The organism is Streptomyces sp. NPDC052236, from assembly GCF_044548015.1.
GTDB lineage: Bacteria > Actinomycetota > Actinomycetes > Streptomycetales > Streptomycetaceae > Streptomyces.
In genome coordinates, this window is record NZ_JBIUBL010000001.1 from 188,809 (window position 1) to 205,830 (window position 17,022).

General features: G+C 68.8%; 16 protein-coding genes and 1 pseudogene. 8 read left to right on the forward strand and 9 right to left on the reverse strand.

Going from position 1 to position 17,022, the window contains the following annotated elements; all coding sequences use genetic code 11:
• Positions 1-25: 25 nt before the first annotated feature.
• The gene (locus ACIHCQ_RS00835; RefSeq protein ID WP_399656429.1) at positions 26-796 is read left to right on the forward strand and encodes a hypothetical protein; all 771 of its coding nucleotides are present in this window, start codon (positions 26-28) and stop codon (positions 794-796) included.
• 58 nt (positions 797-854) lie between these two features.
• Here the strand turns inward: ACIHCQ_RS00835 and aspS are convergent, their stop codons facing one another.
• The gene (aspS, locus tag ACIHCQ_RS00840; protein ID WP_399656431.1) at positions 855-2,165 is read right to left on the reverse strand and encodes an aspartate--tRNA(Asn) ligase; all 1,311 of its coding nucleotides are present in this window, start codon (positions 2,163-2,165) and stop codon (positions 855-857) included.
• A 461-nt stretch (positions 2,166-2,626) separates the two neighbouring features.
• Between aspS and ACIHCQ_RS00845 the strand changes: the two genes are divergently transcribed.
• From ACIHCQ_RS00845 to ACIHCQ_RS00870, 6 genes are all read left to right on the forward strand, one after another.
• Positions 2,627-3,556, forward strand: a complete 930-nt coding sequence (locus ACIHCQ_RS00845) for a hypothetical protein (RefSeq protein WP_399656433.1) — start codon at positions 2,627-2,629, stop codon at positions 3,554-3,556.
• Positions 3,557-3,598: 42 nt separating this feature from the next.
• The gene (locus ACIHCQ_RS00850; RefSeq protein ID WP_399656435.1) at positions 3,599-5,128 is read left to right on the forward strand and encodes an amino acid permease; all 1,530 of its coding nucleotides are present in this window, start codon (positions 3,599-3,601) and stop codon (positions 5,126-5,128) included.
• Between the two features lie 349 nt (positions 5,129-5,477).
• Positions 5,478-6,188, forward strand: a complete 711-nt coding sequence (locus ACIHCQ_RS00855) for a restriction endonuclease (RefSeq protein ID WP_399656437.1) — start codon at positions 5,478-5,480, stop codon at positions 6,186-6,188.
• A 146-nt stretch (positions 6,189-6,334) separates the two neighbouring features.
• Entirely contained in the window at positions 6,335-6,547 is a 213-nt protein-coding gene (locus ACIHCQ_RS00860) for a hypothetical protein (RefSeq protein WP_399657533.1), read from the forward strand.
• Positions 6,548-6,877: 330 nt separating this feature from the next.
• Positions 6,878-7,216 carry a DUF317 domain-containing protein gene (locus ACIHCQ_RS00865; RefSeq protein ID WP_399657536.1) on the forward strand — a complete coding sequence of 113 codons (339 nt, stop codon included), beginning with the start codon at positions 6,878-6,880 and terminating at the stop codon, positions 7,214-7,216.
• A gap of 343 nt (positions 7,217-7,559) precedes the next feature.
• Entirely contained in the window at positions 7,560-8,384 is an 825-nt protein-coding gene (locus tag ACIHCQ_RS00870) for a DUF317 domain-containing protein (RefSeq protein WP_399656439.1), read from the forward strand.
• A 252-nt stretch (positions 8,385-8,636) separates the two neighbouring features.
• Here the strand turns inward: ACIHCQ_RS00870 and ACIHCQ_RS00875 are convergent, their stop codons facing one another.
• The 8 genes from ACIHCQ_RS00875 to ACIHCQ_RS00910 all read right to left on the reverse strand — a co-directional run bounded on the left by ACIHCQ_RS00875 (position 8,637) and on the right by ACIHCQ_RS00910 (position 16,541).
• A complete protein-coding gene (locus tag ACIHCQ_RS00875) occupies positions 8,637-8,930 on the reverse strand; it encodes a hypothetical protein (RefSeq protein WP_399656441.1) in 294 nt (97 codons plus the stop codon).
• A gap of 107 nt (positions 8,931-9,037) precedes the next feature.
• Positions 9,038-10,777 (reverse strand): relaxase/mobilization nuclease domain-containing protein, encoded by a 1,740-nt coding sequence (locus tag ACIHCQ_RS00880; RefSeq protein WP_399656443.1) that lies wholly within the window; start codon positions 10,775-10,777, stop codon positions 9,038-9,040.
• 15 nt (positions 10,778-10,792) lie between these two features.
• On the reverse strand, positions 10,793-11,392 hold the full coding sequence (locus ACIHCQ_RS00885) for a mobilization protein (RefSeq protein WP_399656445.1): 600 nt from the start codon (positions 11,390-11,392) through the stop codon (positions 10,793-10,795).
• A 49-nt stretch (positions 11,393-11,441) separates the two neighbouring features.
• Positions 11,442-12,782 carry a hypothetical protein gene (locus ACIHCQ_RS00890; protein WP_399656446.1) on the reverse strand — a complete coding sequence of 447 codons (1,341 nt, stop codon included), beginning with the start codon at positions 12,780-12,782 and terminating at the stop codon, positions 11,442-11,444.
• Positions 12,779-13,468 carry a hypothetical protein gene (locus ACIHCQ_RS00895; RefSeq protein WP_399656448.1) on the reverse strand — a complete coding sequence of 230 codons (690 nt, stop codon included), beginning with the start codon at positions 13,466-13,468 and terminating at the stop codon, positions 12,779-12,781. The genes ACIHCQ_RS00890 and ACIHCQ_RS00895 overlap by 4 nt, the downstream gene beginning before the upstream one ends.
• A gap of 9 nt (positions 13,469-13,477) precedes the next feature.
• The gene (locus ACIHCQ_RS00900) at positions 13,478-14,296 is read right to left on the reverse strand and encodes a helix-turn-helix domain-containing protein (RefSeq protein WP_399656450.1); all 819 of its coding nucleotides are present in this window, start codon (positions 14,294-14,296) and stop codon (positions 13,478-13,480) included.
• A gap of 421 nt (positions 14,297-14,717) precedes the next feature.
• A complete protein-coding gene (locus tag ACIHCQ_RS00905; protein WP_399656452.1) occupies positions 14,718-14,921 on the reverse strand; it encodes a hypothetical protein in 204 nt (67 codons plus the stop codon).
• Between the two features lie 177 nt (positions 14,922-15,098).
• The gene (locus ACIHCQ_RS00910) at positions 15,099-16,541 is read right to left on the reverse strand and encodes a recombinase family protein (RefSeq protein WP_399656454.1); all 1,443 of its coding nucleotides are present in this window, start codon (positions 16,539-16,541) and stop codon (positions 15,099-15,101) included.
• Between the two features lie 23 nt (positions 16,542-16,564).
• On the opposite strand from ACIHCQ_RS00910, the pseudogene ACIHCQ_RS00915 reads away from it, so the two are divergent.
• Positions 16,565-17,020, forward strand: a pseudogene (locus ACIHCQ_RS00915) (aminotransferase class I/II-fold pyridoxal phosphate-dependent enzyme); the annotation flags it as partial.
• Between the last annotated feature and the right edge of the window lie 2 nt (positions 17,021-17,022).

A 17,022-nucleotide genomic window follows, 5' to 3' on the forward strand; every position in this document is an offset into this window, starting at 1 on the left:
CGCACACGACTCCATGGACAGATCTATGACGATCACGACGCCCGACGACTTTATCCATCGGTGGCGGCAGACGCCGAACTTCCCGCTGGAGGTCCCCTTCGACTACACGTTCCTGCCCGCCATCGACGTCCTCGATCACCTGCGTAGGGATGAGGAGGTCCGGTTCACGCTCCTCGGGGACGACAACTGGCAGGTGCGCATGGATCGCACCGCTGCCTTCCGCACCGCGCCGATCGAGGAGATCGTCGCCTGGCCGTTCCGGCTGGTGCACTTCAACCTCAGCCGCTTCTACGACGACGTGCTGCAAGGCTTCCAGGAGGAGGTCGTGATCCCCTGGCGCACTCAGCTCGCTGCCCAAGGTTTCACCTGGCAGCGCCTGGCGCCCATCCTGTTCCTGTCCACGGGGGGCGCCGCCTCGACATACCACAACGACAACTCGCACGGCATGGTCTGGCAGGTTCACGGCGTCAAAACCTTCCACAGCTACCTGGATCCCGACAAGCACCTGCCGGCTGACGCGGCGGTCATCGGCGAGACCACAGGCGAGGACCCACCCGCGCATGATGCGGCCGACCGCCAGTCCGTCACCATGCGACCGGGAGACCAGCTCTGGAGCCACGCGCTGACACCCCACTGGGTCACCACCGAGTCGCCGCTCGCCATGAGTGTCACGCTCTCCCACGGCGGCCTCTGCCATCAGGGCCGGTTCTCCGAGCGGGAGCTGGCGCTGCGGGCCTACTGGGACAAGAACCCTGGCGAGGCATGGACGCATGATCTGCGCAATGTCCGCTACTGAGACTGCGTCCCACGACACGAGGCACTCGCCCGTGTCGTGGGACGCAACCCACGGCCAGTTACGGGGTGAGCCGGTTCGGTCCGCGGAAGAGGAAGGTCGCCTCGCGAATCGAGTCCAGACCGAGCATCACCATCAGCACACGCCCCAGTCCCATGCCGAGTCCCCCGTGCGGCGGGCACCCGTACCGGAAAGCGTTCAGGTAGTCCTGCAGCGGCTCGGGACTCATGCCCTTCTCGGCGGCCTGCTTCAGCAGCACGTCGTACCGGTGCTCACGCTGGGCGCCTGTGGTGACCTCCAGCCCCTTCCACAGCAGGTCAAAGCTCAAGGTCACGCTCGGGTCGTCGGCCGGCCGCATGTGGTAGAAGGGCCGGATACTCACCGGGTAGTGCGTGATGAACACGAACTCGTGCCCGGTGGCCTCCTTGATGTGAGCCGAGATGCTCCGCTCGCCCTCCGGGTCCAGGTCCTCCTTGACTCCCTCCGGGTCCCAGCCGCCCTTGCGCAGGATCTCGTGCGCCTCGGCCATGGTGACGCGGGGGAAGGGCATGGTGGGAACGGTGACCTCGACGCCGAAGTGCTCGGCGATCGCCTCACCGTGCGCGTCAGCAACCTTGGCGATCGCGTGGACGAGCATCTGCTCCTCGAACGCCATCACGTCCTCGACCCCGTCGATCCAGGCAAGCTCCACGTCGACGCCGGTGAACTCGGTGGCGTGCCGGGAGGTGAACGACGGCTCGGCACGGAAGACCGGCCCGATCTCGAAGACCTTGTCGATGCCGGCCGAGATCGCCATCTGCTTGTAGAACTGCGGCGACTGCGCCAGATAGGCGCTGCGGTCGAAGTATCCGAGCTTGAAGACCTCCGCGCCGGACTCCGAGGCGGTGCCCATGAGCTTGGGGGTGTGCATCTCGGTGGCGCCCTGCGCGTAGGCGTACTCGCGCATCCCCTGCTCCAGGGTGGTCTGCACAGCGAACATCAGCTGGGTGGCGGGACGGCGGCGTACGTCCAGGAATCGCCAGTCCAGTCGCTGTTCCAGGCCGGTGTGCTCGTCGATCGGCAGCGGTGTGGCGGCCACGTTCAAGACCTCGACCCTCTCGGGGACGATCTCCAGGCCACCGAGCTTCACCTGGGCGGCGTCGACGACCCGGCCGGTGACGCGGACGGCGGACTCAGTGGTGAGGGCTTCGAGCTGGGCTTCCAGGGGCCCATCGTCGCGCTTATGGGTGACCTGCACCATGCCGGTCCTGTCGCGCACGATGACGAACTGCATCTTGCTCTGCAGGCGGAGGGTGTTCACCCATCCGCAGACGGAGACGGTACGGCCGACGTGCTCTCGCAGGTCGGAGACGTGTACGCGGCTGTGGATCATTTCGGTCCTCCGTAGGACGTCGTCATGATCCCTTGGGAGTGCGGGCGAGAAGGGCAACTCGCGGTACCACCGCACTTTCGCCGCCACCAGGTGACGGCCTCATTCGGGCCCGATGACGGGGGCCGACCGGCGGGGCATTGGACCACCAGGCGGGGTCGTTCCTCCCCGCGCTCAGGAGGGTCTTCGCCTCGGGGCGCGAGACCGCCTTTCCAGCTACCGGCGGCTCTCTCAACTCACGTGATCCCTGGCTACTCGTCTCCATCGACGCGTTGCCCGAAGGATACGGACACCGCGGACGCCCCCGCAATCAAGAAACGCCACACGGTGGCCCTGATCGAGAGCTTAGGAGTCGGGAATCAGCCTGGCCGCCAGCGTGTGGGGTGCCGGGGCTGTGGGGCGCAAGCGCAAGGCCCGGCGGGTCGACAGCCATGGCTATCGGGCATGGCCAGGGGCGAGGGGTGATGAGAACCAGACAACCCCTCGACACGCATCCGGCGCGGGATGACAGGGCGCTGCGGCAGGTCCTGGAGGACGCCTCCATGGGGCGGTGGGAAGGCCCACGCGACCTGCTGACCTCTACCGGCCCGGACTGGGACCGCCGGATCTTTCGGCTTCAGGTCCTCGCCGAAGCCGGAGCACGGCTCAGGTTCGCCGATACCTGGGCTGAGGCTGAGCCACGCTCACCGCACGCCCTCGCCCTCCTCGCGAACGTCCAGGCGCTGCGCGCCATGATCGCCGGACGCGACCCAGGCCGGGCACTGATGGAGGACGCCTGGGCCACCTGCCGCACCACGCTGGACGTGTGGCCGCAGGACGTTGCCCCTCTCGTCGTCATGCTCGCGCTGCTGCGCACCCACGCTCCCAACCGAAACACCCTTGGCCGCGTGTGGGAGGAGATCAAGCAACGCGACCCCTGGAACCGCGAGGCGCACCACGAGGTCGCCACGTACTTGCTGCCCCGCTGCCACGGCGCGCAAGGCGAGGCTGCCTGGTGGGCCGAGGAGCAGGCATCCATCGCCCCCAGAGGTTTGCCCATCGCGGTCCTGCCTCTTGTCGTCCTTGCCGAGGCGCACCGGTCCCGCCAAGAGCAGGACCGGCATGCATACGGACTGACAATCCACCCCTGGGTCGAATGTCCGCAGATCGGCCAGGTGCTGGAGCGCTGGTGGCGCTACCGCGCACCGAGCCCCCACGCCTGCTTCGCCGACGACGCCAACTACCTGGCCCATGCCCTGTCGTTCGCGAACCGCCACAGCAAGGCCCTGGAGGTCTTCGACGCGATCGGCCCCTACGCCACGCATGTCCCCTGGTCCTACTGCGGACAGCACCACGAACTGTTTCTCCGGCACCGCGCCTGGGCCTACAGCCCGCCACGGCACCGACGCCATTGAAATCCCGCACCACCCCTCTCACCTGTGAAGGACGGAAATCCTGTGCCTCTCGATGTCTCCCGTGTCTCCGATGAGGAGCGCCTGAAACAACTCGGCTACCAGCAGACGCTCTCCCGCTCAATGTCCGGCCGAGCGAACTTCGGCGTCAGCTTCACGATCATCTCCATCCTGTCCGGCTGCATGACGCTCTACGGCTACGGCATGAACACCGGTGGGCCTGCGGTGATCATGTGGGGCTGGCTGCTCGTCGGCGTCATGACGCTCTTCGTCGGGCTGTCGATGGCCGAGGTCTGCTCCTCCTACCCCACCAGCGCGGGCCTGTACTTCTGGGCGCACCGCATGGCTCCCAAGCGCACGGCAGCGGCGTGGGCGTGGTTCACCGGCTGGTTCAACACCCTCGGCCAGATAGCGGTCACCGCGGGCATCGACTTCGGTGCCGCCACCTTCCTCAACGCCCTTCTCGATCTCCAATTCCGCTACGCCGCCACGCCCGGCCACACCATCACGCTGTTCGGGATCATCCTGGTCCTGCACGGCGTCCTGAACACCTTCGGCGTGCGCATCGTCGCCCTGCTCAACGAGGTGTCCATCTGGTGGCACATCCTCGGCGTCATCGTCATCTGCGGCGCCCTGGTGCTCGTCCCCGGCCACCATCAGTCGACCCACTTCGTGTTCGGCGAGTTCGTCAACAACACCGGCTTCTCGTCGAGCATCTACGTGGTGCTCCTGGGCCTCCTGATGGCGCAGTACACCTTCACCGGCTACGACGCCTCGGCCCACATGACCGAGGAGATCATCGACGCCTCCACGGCCGGCCCCAAGGGAATCGTCCGCTCGATCCTCGTCTCCCTCGCGGCCGGATTCGTCCTCCTCTTCGGCTTCACCTACGCCATCCAGTCCTACGCGGGCGCCCTCGACACCGACACTGGGGTACCGCCGGCGCAGATCCTCATGGACGCGCTCGGCGCGGCTGCCGGCAAGTGGCTCCTCCTCGTTGTCATCGTTGCCCAGCTCTTCTGCGGGATGGCGTCTGTGACTGCCAACTCCCGCATGATCTATGCCTTTTCCCGCGACGGCGCACTGCCCTTCTCGACCACGTGGCACAAGCTCAACTCCGCCACCCGCACCCCCACCAACGCCGTCTGGCTCGCCACTGGCGGGGCCTTCGTCCTCGGCCTGCCCTACCTGTGGAACAGCACTGCCTACGCGGCTGTCACCTCAATTGCGACTATTGGCCTCTACATCGCCTACGCGATCCCCACGTTCCTCCGGCTGCGCCAGGGGGACCAGTTCGAGCGCGGACCTTGGCACCTCGGCTCATGGTCCACCGTCGTCGGCACAATCGCCGTCGCGTGGGTCATGGTGATCACGGTGCTGTTCATGTTGCCGCAGACCTCGCCGATCACCGCAAAGACCTTCAACTACGCACCGGTCGCGGTTGGCGTCGTCGTCGCGTTCTGCGGCACTTGGTGGTTCGCCTCGGCCCGGAGGTGGTTCCTCAATCCTGCCCATCCGCGCAACTCGAGTCTGGAGCGCGAACGCACGCACGGAAGGGAGGCCGCTCGGCCGTAGATCGCGGCACCGTCCCCAGGGGGTGGAAACGGCTGAAAGCTGGTCGGTCGAGCCACTAAACGTGCAGGCCGCTTGCCCACGGGCGCCTCGGTGTGAGGGGCCACTGACCGAAAACCCATCGCCTTCAGTGATCGTTCGGTGACGTTATGTCAGTGGCGCGTGCTCTCATACGACCTGTGCAGGGATAGGCGAATGGACTTGGACTGAGGGGGCGTTCTTTCATGGTGATACAGGTGCCGACGCACATACGGGGAGCCTCGAAGGACGACAGCGCGTTCGGCGGTGAAGCAAAGGCCCCGCCACTGTGCCGGCCCGCTCCCACCGCCAGGGATCAGTCGGATGTGGCCCTGTGAGCCGCCGTCACCCGGCGCGGCGACGGCCCGTCCGGCGCCGTCCGGTCCGCCGTCCGGTCCGCCGTTCCAAGAAGCAGGACGAGCAGGTTGCCCTGCTGGTTGGCGGATTCGTCGCTGTTGGACTGGTGGCCGCCGCCGTGCAGTGGCTGCTCGTCCACTGGTGGCTCCTCGCCCTCGCGGCCGTGATCGCATCGGTCGCGGGTGGCTTCTGGATCCAGCAGGTCCGACAGCGGGTCGAGTGGCAGCGCGTCCGTGCCCAGGCCCTGCGGCTGAGAATCGCCGAGATAGACGCCCTGGACCACCGCGCATTCGAGTTCGCCATACGGGACTTGATGCGCCGGGACGGCTGTACTGCTGAGCGGATCGGCGGTGCCGGCGACGACGCCTGCGACGTACGGGCCACCGATCCGGCCGGCCGGGTCTGGGCGATCCAGTGCAAGCACCGCCGCGACGGGGACCGCGGCTCGGCCGTCGGCGTCGGCGTGCTGCAGCAGGTCAACGGCACTGCCCGGCAGGTCCATGGAGCGGACGTCGCGGTTGTCCTCACCAACGGCCGTTTCTCCTCCAAGGCCATCCCCTGGGGCAGAGAACAGCGCATCCACCTCGTCGACCGCCGCGTACTCGGCGAGTGGGCCGCAGGATCACGACCTCTGTGGGACCTGCTGGACCGCATCCCTCCTCCACGTCGACCGAAGGCCCTGTCCTGACCCGTGCGCCACACGAGTGGGCAGGACGGGGCCCTGGTTGGGCCACCAGTCTCGCGCGCTCGACAGAGCCAGCCTCGCAGGAACGCTCTGTCGCCAACTACCGGTAACGCCGTGGAGTTTTGTCTGCTGGGAGGAGTAGCCGGGTGATTCTGACAATCAATGTGGCAGTTCTGCTGGCCCTCATCATCATCGTGCGACTGCGTCGACGTACGCAGGCCCGAAGTCGGGTGGACGAGAGGTTGACTGTGCTCATTGTGCTGGTGTTCGGCGTGCTGATCGCCCCAACCAGCTTTGGCCAGGGAGTCGTCAACGTCGTGGGCCAGCTCGCGGACAGCGTCTCGCAGTCCGACAGCCCGTGAGCAGCTCCCAGGTCCCCGCCCCCGGCGAATGCCCCGCCATCCTTCGGCCGGAGTCCCACCCGGGTACCTGGCCGTGCTCCCGGACCACCCTGCCCCCGAGGACTTCATCCCGAAGTTCACCGCGATGAGCGGCAAGGCCATGGGCGTCGAGCACGCCGTCCTGTTCCGCGCCCACGACCTGCAGGCACCGAAACTAGCCCGTGCCCCAGTTCGCCGGGGGCAGACAGGAAAGAGTCGCGAAAGACTGGCCAGCGGGTGCAGAGGGATGCCAACGTAGACGACCTTCCGGAACCCCAGGTCAGAGAGGTGATCGCCGTGACCGTGGCATCCATGAGCCCCGGTTTCTCCACCACCGTCAAGGCCCTGAAAGTGCGCGACTGGCAGCTTGGCCCAGGCCAGCCCACGCTCGTGATGGATCAGTTCTCCGCCGAGGATTTCCACATGGTTGTGGACGACCGCGCCGACGTGCACGTCAATTCGAAGGACGGCCGCTTCTACTTGGGCTGGTCTCCGCTCGGCCGTCCGGGGACCGACAGCGAAGGGTGGAAGATCGCCGTCACCGGTACCGCGACGGTGCCTGGGTACAGCATTTCCTTCGGCACCGAGACGCCGGCCGATATCGTCGCCGCCGCTGTGGCGCGCGTGCTGGAAGCCACCCGTCCTCGATGAGTACGCCAGCCGGTGTCGTCTGACTCGGTGCTGACAACCCCCTCGCTCACCGAACTGGGCGGTACTTTGCGTCCGTCAGCCGCTGCCCGGAGCAATGACGATTCCCCAGAGTCCTCGGGAATGACCGTCGGTGACATCGTTGACTGCCTAGCCGTATGCGACCGTGCTGCACCCCTGCGGCTGTTGATGAACCTGTTTCACATGGCCCACCTCGCGACACAGGTCGTCGGCCGGGTCCCTGCCGCCCGAGGCGGCCGTCGCATTGAACCGGCAGGCTCCCATCCAAGCGCCGCCGCGCCGCCCTCGCCGCGTTGCCGGCGGCAAGTAGATCCGCACCCAGCCCTTGGAGGCGCTCCTGTATCCCGACCCTCTGCTCGACCCGTCGACCCCGAACCGGGGTGCCCTGCCTGCGTACTGGGTCGGTCCGCGGCACTTGGCCGGTGATGACGGACGTCTCTACGATGCCGTCGCTGACACGCTCGCCGGCCTCGGCTGGACGAGCCTCGTGATCGTCCGCGGACGGCAGGAGCCCAACGAGGCACTGGAGGACCGGCAGGTCGTGCGCAGCACCGTCCTCCACATCAGCCCCGACACCCTCCGGTGGGCCCAATGGGTCCTGCCGGATGAGCCGTTCCACCTGGGCGATCTGCCGATCGCCTGGCAGATTTCCGCCCGCGAGCACCCAGACAGCCCGCTTGCGCGGTGGTCGGCCTACTTCACCCCCGGCATCCCGGGTGAGGTCCTCTGCGACTTTCTCCTCGCGCTCGACGCCCGCGACCAACCCTCCACGGCGCTCATGGCTCCCGAGCTCGTTATGGACGTTGTCGCGGAGCATGGCTGGATCCGCGACGTCGACCAGCCCGACTCGGTGGCGATGCACCCCACCTTCACCTCCCATCTCAGCTTCGGTGAGGTCCCACCCCTCATTCAGGACTCCGATCCCCGCGCTCTGACTGCCAGGGCGGAAGAGCCAGGTGCGACGGGCTGGCAGGCGTGGGCTGAACTCGGCATGGGTTCCTCGTACTTGTGGGCCGCGTCGTTCAGTGCCAGCGTGCCGCACGGCCTTGTTGCCGCGTTCGCTTCCTCGCTCAGCTCCACCGCACCGGTTCTACGCCGGGTGCTGCCGGAGAGCACTCGGGACCGGCTCCTGGGCGCCCCTGCCAGCTGAGCAGTACTCCCGCGCTATGAAGCCGGGCCTCCCGTTCGGGAGGCCCGGCTTCGCGCTGCTCAGACAGCTTCTGTGTGTGGCGGGCGGTTACCGGGGCGGGGGCCCGTGTCAGTGCTGGATGCTGTGTCCAGCTCGGGGGCACCGCTGAGAGATGGTGCTCATTTGATCTTTTTTGGCACCGATCGCCGCGGCCGGGAAGCACTCCGGTCAGGCCATCTCTTCGCCTTGGTCAATAAGTGACGCGGCCCTTCGTCAGAAGGTGTTGGCGGTGAAGGGACGCACCCGTTCGTCAGCGAGGGCGAACGGGCGATCGAACTCGGCCTGTTCGTCCTTGCTCGTGAGCCCCTGCGTGTAATTCCGATACCGCGTGAACTGCGCACTCAGCTCCTCGAATTCGGCGAGGGTTGCCCTGAAAGCGAGAGCCTGTTCCTCCTTACTGAACGGGCGTCCGTCGAGGTGGGACCACGTGCCGGTATCGTCTCGGCGTTTGAAGTCCGAGTCGTAGAGAAGGGCGAAAACGTAGGGGTTGATGTCGGGATTGGCCATATGGGCGTGGTGCTCCTCGCGGAATCGGTTGGGGTACATCAATGGTCTGGAGAATCGCCGGTTGGGCTAACCGGCGATCGTCGGCTATGTTGCGCCCGCTTTCCTGGTCAGGGCCGACGGCTGGAGTGGTTCGCTGCCCTGGCTGCCGGTGGTGTGGCGGGGGATGGGGTCGGGGTGCGCCGACCGTCTCGGGCGGATGTGACCTGGGGGTTTTCGGGTGCGGCCGGCAGGTGGGCGCTGCGGCGCAGGCGCCAGACGAGGACGTCGCTGATGGAGGCGGCGGTGTCGAGCTCGCGACGTCGGGTGGCTTCGGCGATCAGTGCGGCCGGGTCGTGGCCTGCCTGCTGGGCGTCGGCGAGGGTGGCGGCCAGGGCGGGCCAGCCGGGCTCCGCCTGGATTCGTTCGGCGAGCTCCGGCAGCGCCTGGTGCAGGAGATCGGCTTGCCGCTGCCGGATCCGCGGTGCCAGACGCTGGCATCGCTGGCGGAGGACCGCGAGGGGGTGGGCTGCGGCGGCCTGGTAGGCGGCGCGCAGATGCTCGGCGGCTTGCTCGGCTGCGACTGCCTGCTGGCTGTGGTGCCTTTTGGCGTGCCAGTTCGCCGCGGTGATGGCAAGGAAGATGGCCATGTCGATGACCATCGCCGTGGTGGCCCCGTCTTCGCCGCGGCCGAGGGCGGGTCCGCTGTGGACGAGATCGTGGGCAGCCTGCCGCAGGGCGCGGTCATGCCCGCGTACGGCACGCACGTGGGAGCGGCTGGCCCGCTCGAACACGAAGGCCGCCTGCCGGAGTTCAGCGCGGGTGTGGGCAGCAGAGGTCTTGGCGAGCGCGTCCAGGACCTCCCCTGCTGCGGCGATCTGGGCTGCTGCCATGCCGTCGTCGCCGTGATCAATGATCAACAGAGCCTGCCAGGTAGCGGCGGCAGCCCGGCGCCGAGCGAACGCGGGATGGGTGACCGGCGGCAGGGTGGGCTGGGCCGTCTCGGAGCCGCCCTCGGTGGCCGCCGTTGCCTGGAGGGACCAGCGTTTGCGGATGCGGGGCAGGGACAGGTCGGGGGCGAGTGTGGAGCCGGCATAGAAGACCGGCTCGTCGTCCTTGTTGCGGTCGCCAGGCAGCGCGACCTTGTAGCCGAGCAGGTCACCTGAGGGTGCGATCCGCTTGCGGATCAGCAGACCGTCGGCGGCCAGACGGTCGAAGAACTCATCCGTGGAGGCAGCGCCGGCCGACGCGCCGCGCACAGTCTCGCGCAGCGTCTCCCGCGCCGTACGCTCCCGCCCTTGCCGTTCGGCTTTGTGGCGCTCGGCGCTGGTGGGGCGTTTGGCCGCGGTGCCGTCGCCAGGGGTGACGCGGTGCAGGTCGTAGTCGGCTTCGATGAGGCGGGCTGCGGCCTGTGCGCGTTGGCCGGAGCGGTGGTGGTCGGGGCGGCGGCCGTCCTCGCGTACGAGGGTGGCGATGATGTGGATGTGGTCGTCGGCGTGGCGGACGGCGGCCCACCGGCACCCGGCGCTGTCTGCACCGCCGGGGTCTATGCCGGTGGCGGCCACGATGCGACGGGCGATGTCGCCCCACTCCTCGTCGCTCAGGATGCGGTCGCTGCCCGCGGCGCGTACGGAGCAGTGCCACACGTGCTGGTCGGGCCGCTGGTCTTCGTCGAGGAGGTGCAGTGGCTGATCGAGAAGCCGCTGAAGATCTTCCTTCGTCGCGGAGGGGTCGCGGCCGGGGTCGGGTGCCATGTAGTCGAAGGAGGCGACCAGGTGCGGGTCGACGTGCTCCTCGCGGGTGCCCTTGCCGTAGAGGTAGTTGAGCAGCCCGCGGGTGCTGCTGCCTTGCTTGTGGATACGGGGGATCAAGCGGTCTCGTTCTTTCTAGCGGTTGTTGATCCGCTCGACGGCCGCCCTGGTGGCGGCGGCCGCGCGGCGGACGTCGGTGAGGGCTTCCTCGATGCGGGCGATATCGCCACCGGAGTTGAGGGTCTTGGTCATCTGGTTGAGGTTGCTGCCGGCCCAGCCGAGTTTTCGGCCGGTGGCAAACAGCTCGGTGAGGACGTCGTGGTCGGCGGCGATGGTTGCGGCGGTGCGGGTCTGGTCGCGGGCGGCAGCCATGGCGGAGTGGGCGAGGAACCCGGCGACGCTCATGCCGACGGCGTCGGCGCCGGCCTGGATGACGGTGTGTTCGCGTTCGCTGAGGCGGACGCTCTGGGCGGGGCGCTGCTTCTTGTCACGCGGACGCGATTTCCCCTTGGACCGTCGCTTGCGGACGGCCGTACTTGGCTGCGATCCGCCCTCGGTCGCAGCCCTTCCGCCCGGCGCCCCCTGGCGCTGGTCGGCCCCCGCCACCCCTGGGGCGGGGTCGGGTTCGGACGCTCCCCCTGGGGAGTGTCCGAACCTCCAACTTGCTCCGCTGTTGGCTGGGGTGGGGCGTTCCTGCTGCCGGTCGGTGGGCGCGGAGGTGAGGTGCTCGTGCATCAGGACCTTTCTCGAAGTGCGGAGGCGTAAACAGCCGCCACGGTCTCTGTCAGTTGGGATGCTCGGCGCGAGCGGTCTTCAGCTCCGCCTTGACAGCGCGGGTGACCTCGGCGGCGCGGTCGCTGGCGATGCTGTGGCCGTCAGCACGTACCGCGTCCTCCAGGCGGTCGCGTGACAGGCGCCCGGTCTCCTGCTGGACGCGATGGGCGTATGTGACGAGGACGTCCCACGGCAATTCGGGCTTTCGTCCTGGCTGCTTCGGCTTCGTGGCTTCGCCCGGATCAGCTCCGGCTCCACCGCCCGCTACCGATTCCGGGCTGACGGATGTGGGGCTGGGTCGTTGCGGGCGCTCCGTACTCGGGCGGGGACGGTTGCCGAGTTCAGGGTGGGCGGGTTCCGGGCGAGCTGCCCGGTGAACGTCGTCGTCGCCCGAAGCCACGGCGGACAGGGCGCCCGGCGCCTTTGCCCGCTTCCCAGAGCTGGATCGCGCACGTGTCTGCCCGGAACTGCCGGAGCCGTTCGAGGCCGGGGCGTGCCAGCGCGGGGGGAGCGTGATGGCGGCGAGGTCGAGAGCTTGCTTGCGGGTGGCGAGCTTGCGCAGCAGCAGCTCGTCCTGGAGCGGGTCCCCGTCGACATCGGCCCGCTCCAGCGCCTCGTGCAGGCGATGGGACATGCGTCGGCCTCGCAGCTTGCCGCGCTGCCGGTCGGTCATCGCTTCGGCACGGATGATCAGGGTGACGGCTTCACTCAGGGCGCGCTCACGGATGAGCCGAGCGGCGTCCGCGTCCTGGTCGGCTATGCCCAGCCGGGCCAGCAGCCGTTCGCGCGCCTGCCGGACGAGGACGGCGGCCAGACCATGCGAGGCGGCCTGAGGCGTGCGGTGGCGCAGTTCGATGCCCATGGCCAGGTGCCACAACATCGCTGCCATGACCGGGCCGATGAAGGCACGCACGGTGCCGCCGACAAGACCGAACTCGGCGTAGGCGGGGATGATCTGCACCCCGGTGATCACCCACACCAGGGCACCAGGCACGCCCGGCGCGCGTGCGGGCCCGTTGAGGTTCTGGCGTGCCATCAGCGCAGTGGCGAACAGGGCCAGCTCGGCGGTGGCGAACATGAAGGCGCGCTCGACGATGCTGCCCATGTCCAGGTAGTCGGCGGCGAAGCGCCAGCTCGTGTCCGCGCTGTAGGCGGTGCAGCCGACTGCGGCCAGGGCCGCGACCTTGACCGCGGGAGTGCCCTGCCGCCTGCCACCGGTACGTGCGCGGCTTCGCCAAATGAGCCCTCCGGCCAGCATCGTGGTGACGGCGAGCAAGACCGTGGCGATCGCGAGCAGGGGCGAAGGTTCGAGGGAGGAAGCGGAGAGCGGCAGGAAGTCGGGGAAGGTCATGCGGCTCCCTGTCGGGTGAGTTCCGCGGCGGCGAGGTCAAGGCGCGACGGGTGGGGCGTGGCGCGGGGCGTGCTGCCCCGGGCACGGCTGTCGGGGCCCACGCGTCGGCTGCGGCAGGGTTCGCCCCTGTCGGCGTGACACCACTGGCACGGGACGCTGAGGGCGTCAGGGCGTCCTTCCGCGATGGAAGCTTCGCGGGCGGCGCGGGCCGGCCGGTAGCCGACCAAGTCGGCGCGCACTGCCGGTGGGATACACGACCCGATGGCGCGCAGGCGGGCCTCCACATCGGAGTGCGGTTCACTGCTGGTGATCTGTCGGTGCGTCGAGGGCGCGACCATTCCCGTGGCCACGGCCTGCCGGGTACCGAGCAACTCGGCTCGCCACGCGACCAGGTCGTCCGGGTCCGCGGTTGGCGTGGGGTCGGTGTGCCGATCGAGGCGATCCCGGCGGCACCTGCGCCACGCGCGCGCGACGTCCACGGGGAGGATCGGGTAGGGCGAGTCGAGGACGTGTGCCCGTATCGCCTCGCGGACGTCCCAGCCGTGGTCCGTGACGAAGGGTACGTCGTGGAGCAGTTCGTGCCATTGGGCGAGCTGGTCGCGGGCCTCACCTGGGGCGGTACGGATCGTGCGGGGGTCCAGGCGGCCGGTGTAGGCGAGGACGGCGGCGACTTCGCGGCGTTCCAAGGGGGTGGGTTACTCCATTCCTGTCGGTTCGTCGAGGGCTGCGAGGAGGGCGGCGGTGTGTGCCTCGGCGCGGGTCATGCCTCCTGCGAGTGGGCCGGCACCGCCGGGCAGGGCGTACAGGTTCGGCCGCTCCGGGGCGGTAGTGCGTTCCCGGGCGATCCATGTGCGCCAGTCGGCGCCCCACGCGGTGGCGGGGCGAGGCGCCCACGTCGCCCGGTAGGTGCGCCACTTCTCGTCAGCCGCCCGCAGGCCGTGCTCACCGAGTCGGGCGAGGTGCCCGTGGTGCCCCAGCCAGGTTCGGGTGGCGTCGTCGATCTCCCACTCGACTGCGGTGATGGGGAAGGCAGAGCTGCTGCTCTTACCGTTCACCTTCGGTTCTCTATGGTTCTGGGGGTCGGAATCCGTGCCCTCGGAAGGCCGCAATCCGGTCCCCTCAGGGGTCGGAATCCGCCCCCCGGGGTCGTTATCCGGCCTCCCTTCGAAGGTGTCGGCAGGGTCGGATTCCGGCCCGCCGAGGGTCGGAATCCGATCCCCCTTGGCGGCTTGGTCGGCGAGGAAGGAGACGGCGATCGGGAGGTGGTAGTACGTCTCTCCGCGCGGTCCCTTGCGACCCACGAGCTGTACCAGCTCCCCGCTGGCGATCAGCTTCGTGAGGGCGTCGCGCACGGCCGTACGGGAGGCGTTCGCGCGCTTCATGAGGGCGGGCACGGAGGCGTACGCGATGCAGTTGCGATCACGGCACCGGTCGGCGATCAGGGCGAGGACCATGCGGGCGGTGCCCTTGCTACTGCTGTGGTCCCACACCCACTCGCGGGCGTCGTAGCTCATCGGGTGGCGGCTCCTTGATCAGGGCAGGCGGGGGCGGGCACGCCCTCGTCGGGCAGTGCACTGGATGGAAGTGGGGCGCGCGGTCCCCGGTGCCGGACGTGTCGTTCAGGGTCGCGAGGGCGCGGGTTCGACGGGGCCCGGTCGCAGGGGACTCCTCAGTCCTGGCGTGCGGTTCTGTCCCCCGGGCCGGTACTCCGGGCGCAGCACCAACACAGCCACACCCACGCGCGAAGATCCAGTGTTCGGCCGTCGAAACCACACAGCTCACGGCGAACGCGTCCTGGGTGCCGTTTCGAAGCCGTAGGCCGGCGCGCTGATGCCGGCTGAGGGCGACTGCCAGGCTGCCCCGCGAGCTGATGTCGGCCATGTGCCGGACGCCCTCAAACCCGCTGGCGGGACGGGGCGGTTACTCCGGTTCTGGTCAGGCTGCCTGGGCATAGGTCGCGGTGGAGAGCAGGTCCGCGAGCCGCGCGGCGCTCTGTGGGCTGATCGTCGTCGTGAACCCCGCGCACACGCGCTGGAGAGCGGCGTCCCGCGCCGAGTCCACCCTCCGGCGAACGGCGCGGGCTCCCTCGGGGGCGATGACGGGCTGAATGACGGCGGGTTCTGTCTGGCATTGGAGCATGGACGTCCTCGGGGCGGCTTCCGGTCGGCGGCCCGCCTGCGTATGGCGAGGGCCGACGGGTCGGCTGGGAACGTCAATGGTCCGGAGAATCGCCGGTTTGGGTAACCGGCGATCGTCGGCTATGTTGCGCCGCGCATCGCCTCGGCCGGCAGATCGGATTCCAGTGGCCCCGACCCGCTACAGCGGGTTCTGCTCGACGCTGATCCTGTCCCAGTCCATGTACCGGCCGTACTTCTTCGGCTCGTCGATGACGATCCCGGAGAAGAGGAACCGCAGCACCGCGTTGCGCCGCTCATCCGTCATGTCCTCGGCCTCCCAGGCGGCCCGCGCGCCCGCGCCCGTAAGGCCGTCGAGAAGCACCATCGGCCGGACGACGACCTTGCGCTGTGCCTTGGCGATCCGGTCGGTGATCTCCTTGCGCATCTTGCGGTACTCCGCCGTGGAGATCTCCTTCGCGGTCCACATCTGATTCAGTTCGCCGAGCTGCCGCTGGTCGTCCTCCAGCTCCTCGCTCACGCTCTCGGAGAGGTTGCTGCTGGAGAGTCGGCCATCCACCCGCAGCTTGCCGAGCAGTTCGACCGCGGCGTCGCCGACGAAGCCCTCCAGCGTCTGAGCCATGATCGACCGGGTGCACTTCTTCTCGTCGTTCCGGCCCCGGCGATTGCACTGGTAGACCGGCCCGGTGCCCTTGGCCGTACCGGACATCAGCGTCCCGCACCGCCCGCACATCACCAGGCCGCGCAGCAGGTAGTAGCGCTGCGCGGGCGTGCTGAGCGCCTCCCGGTGCACCGCCGACCGGTACTCGCGCCGCGTCCGCACCTCCGCCCACACGCCTGCGTCGATGATCGCGGGCCAGGTGCCGGGGCCGACCTCCTCGCCCTGATGCATGCGGATTCCGGCGACGTGCCGGGAGTCGAGCAGCGCACGGACGGTGCCGCTGTTCCATGCCTTGCCGCCGGCCGTGCGGATGCCCCGGCTGTGCAGGTCCTTCGCGATGGGTGCCGCCCCCGCGCCTTTGAGGTAGCGGTCGAAGACCTCCCGGACGATTTCGGCCTCCTCCTCGACGATCGTCATCCCGTCCTTGGTGTAGCCGAACCGCCTCACGCCGCCCTGCGGCTTGCCTTCCCGCGCCCGGTCCTGCATCGCGGACTTCAGCCGCCGTGAGGTGTCGTCCGAGGAGCGGCAGGCGTGCGCGACCTCGATGCGGAGGATGAAGCGGTCGTCGGGGTCGGAGAGGTCTCGCCGGTTCGCCTCGCCGTGGAGCGTGATGGCGTGGTCGTCGGAGACCTGGAGCAGTTCCTCCAAATCCCGGGGCTGCCGCATGAGCCGGTCAGGGTGGTAGGCGAGGATGTGCCGGAATCCACAGTTCCGGGCGTCCTCAAGCAGGCGGTCCCACCCCGGCCGCTTCCGCTTGCGGCTCCAGGCCGAGCGGCTGTTGTCCACGAAGACATGGGCGGGATCGATGACGAGGCCACGCCGGTCGGCGATCTCGCGGCAGATGCGCTCCTGGCGGTCGACGCCGGTCTGGTCGTCGTCGTCCGCCTGGGATATGCGGCAGTAGATGGCGGCCGGCTCACCGGCGGTGCTGGAGATACCCGTGGTGGGCTTGTTACGCGACACGCGAATGAGTGTACGAACAAGGCGTGGCCTGGGTGACGGCGAACCCGGAGCTGGTCGCGGCGGTCCGTACGGCCAAGCAGTTCCTGACGTTCGTGTCGGCGGGACCGTTCCAGTACGCGATCGCCGAGGCGCTGCGGCTGCCGGACGCGTACTACGACGGGGTGCGCGACGATCTGCGGGCCAAGCGGGATCTGCTGTGCGGGGGGCTGGCGGACGCGGGGTTCGAGGTCTACCGGCCGGCGGGCACGTACTTCGTCACGACCGACATCCGTTCCGTCGGGGAGAACGACGGCTTCGCGTTCTGCCGGGCGCTGCCCGAGCGGTGCGGGGTCGTGGCCATCCCGAACGCGGTCTTCTACGACCGGCGCGAGGAGGGGGCGCCGTTCGTGCGGTTCGCGTTCTGCAAGCGCGAGTCCGTGTTGCTGGAGGCGGTGGCCCGGCTCAAGGAGCTCAAGGGACTCAAGAGGCTCGTGGGCTGAGG

Bases quoted from the DNA above. Each gene is read 5' to 3' on its own strand.
- ACIHCQ_RS00835 (WP_399656429.1), top strand. From the start codon at position 26: ATGACGATCACGACGCCCGACGACTTTATCCATCGGTGGCGGCAGACG.
- aspS (WP_399656431.1), bottom strand. From the start codon at position 2,165: ATGATCCACAGCCGCGTACACGTCTCCGACCTGCGAGAGCACGTCGGC.
- ACIHCQ_RS00845 (WP_399656433.1), top strand. From the start codon at position 2,627: ATGAGAACCAGACAACCCCTCGACACGCATCCGGCGCGGGATGACAGG.
- ACIHCQ_RS00865 (WP_399657536.1), top strand. From the start codon at position 6,878: ATGAGCCCCGGTTTCTCCACCACCGTCAAGGCCCTGAAAGTGCGCGAC.
- ACIHCQ_RS00875 (WP_399656441.1), bottom strand. From the start codon at position 8,930: ATGGCCAATCCCGACATCAACCCCTACGTTTTCGCCCTTCTCTACGAC.
- ACIHCQ_RS00885 (WP_399656445.1), bottom strand. From the start codon at position 11,392: ATGCACGAGCACCTCACCTCCGCGCCCACCGACCGGCAGCAGGAACGC.
- ACIHCQ_RS00890 (WP_399656446.1), bottom strand. From the start codon at position 12,782: ATGACCTTCCCCGACTTCCTGCCGCTCTCCGCTTCCTCCCTCGAACCT.
- ACIHCQ_RS00900 (WP_399656450.1), bottom strand. From the start codon at position 14,296: ATGAGCTACGACGCCCGCGAGTGGGTGTGGGACCACAGCAGTAGCAAG.
- ACIHCQ_RS00905 (WP_399656452.1), bottom strand. From the start codon at position 14,921: ATGCTCCAATGCCAGACAGAACCCGCCGTCATTCAGCCCGTCATCGCC.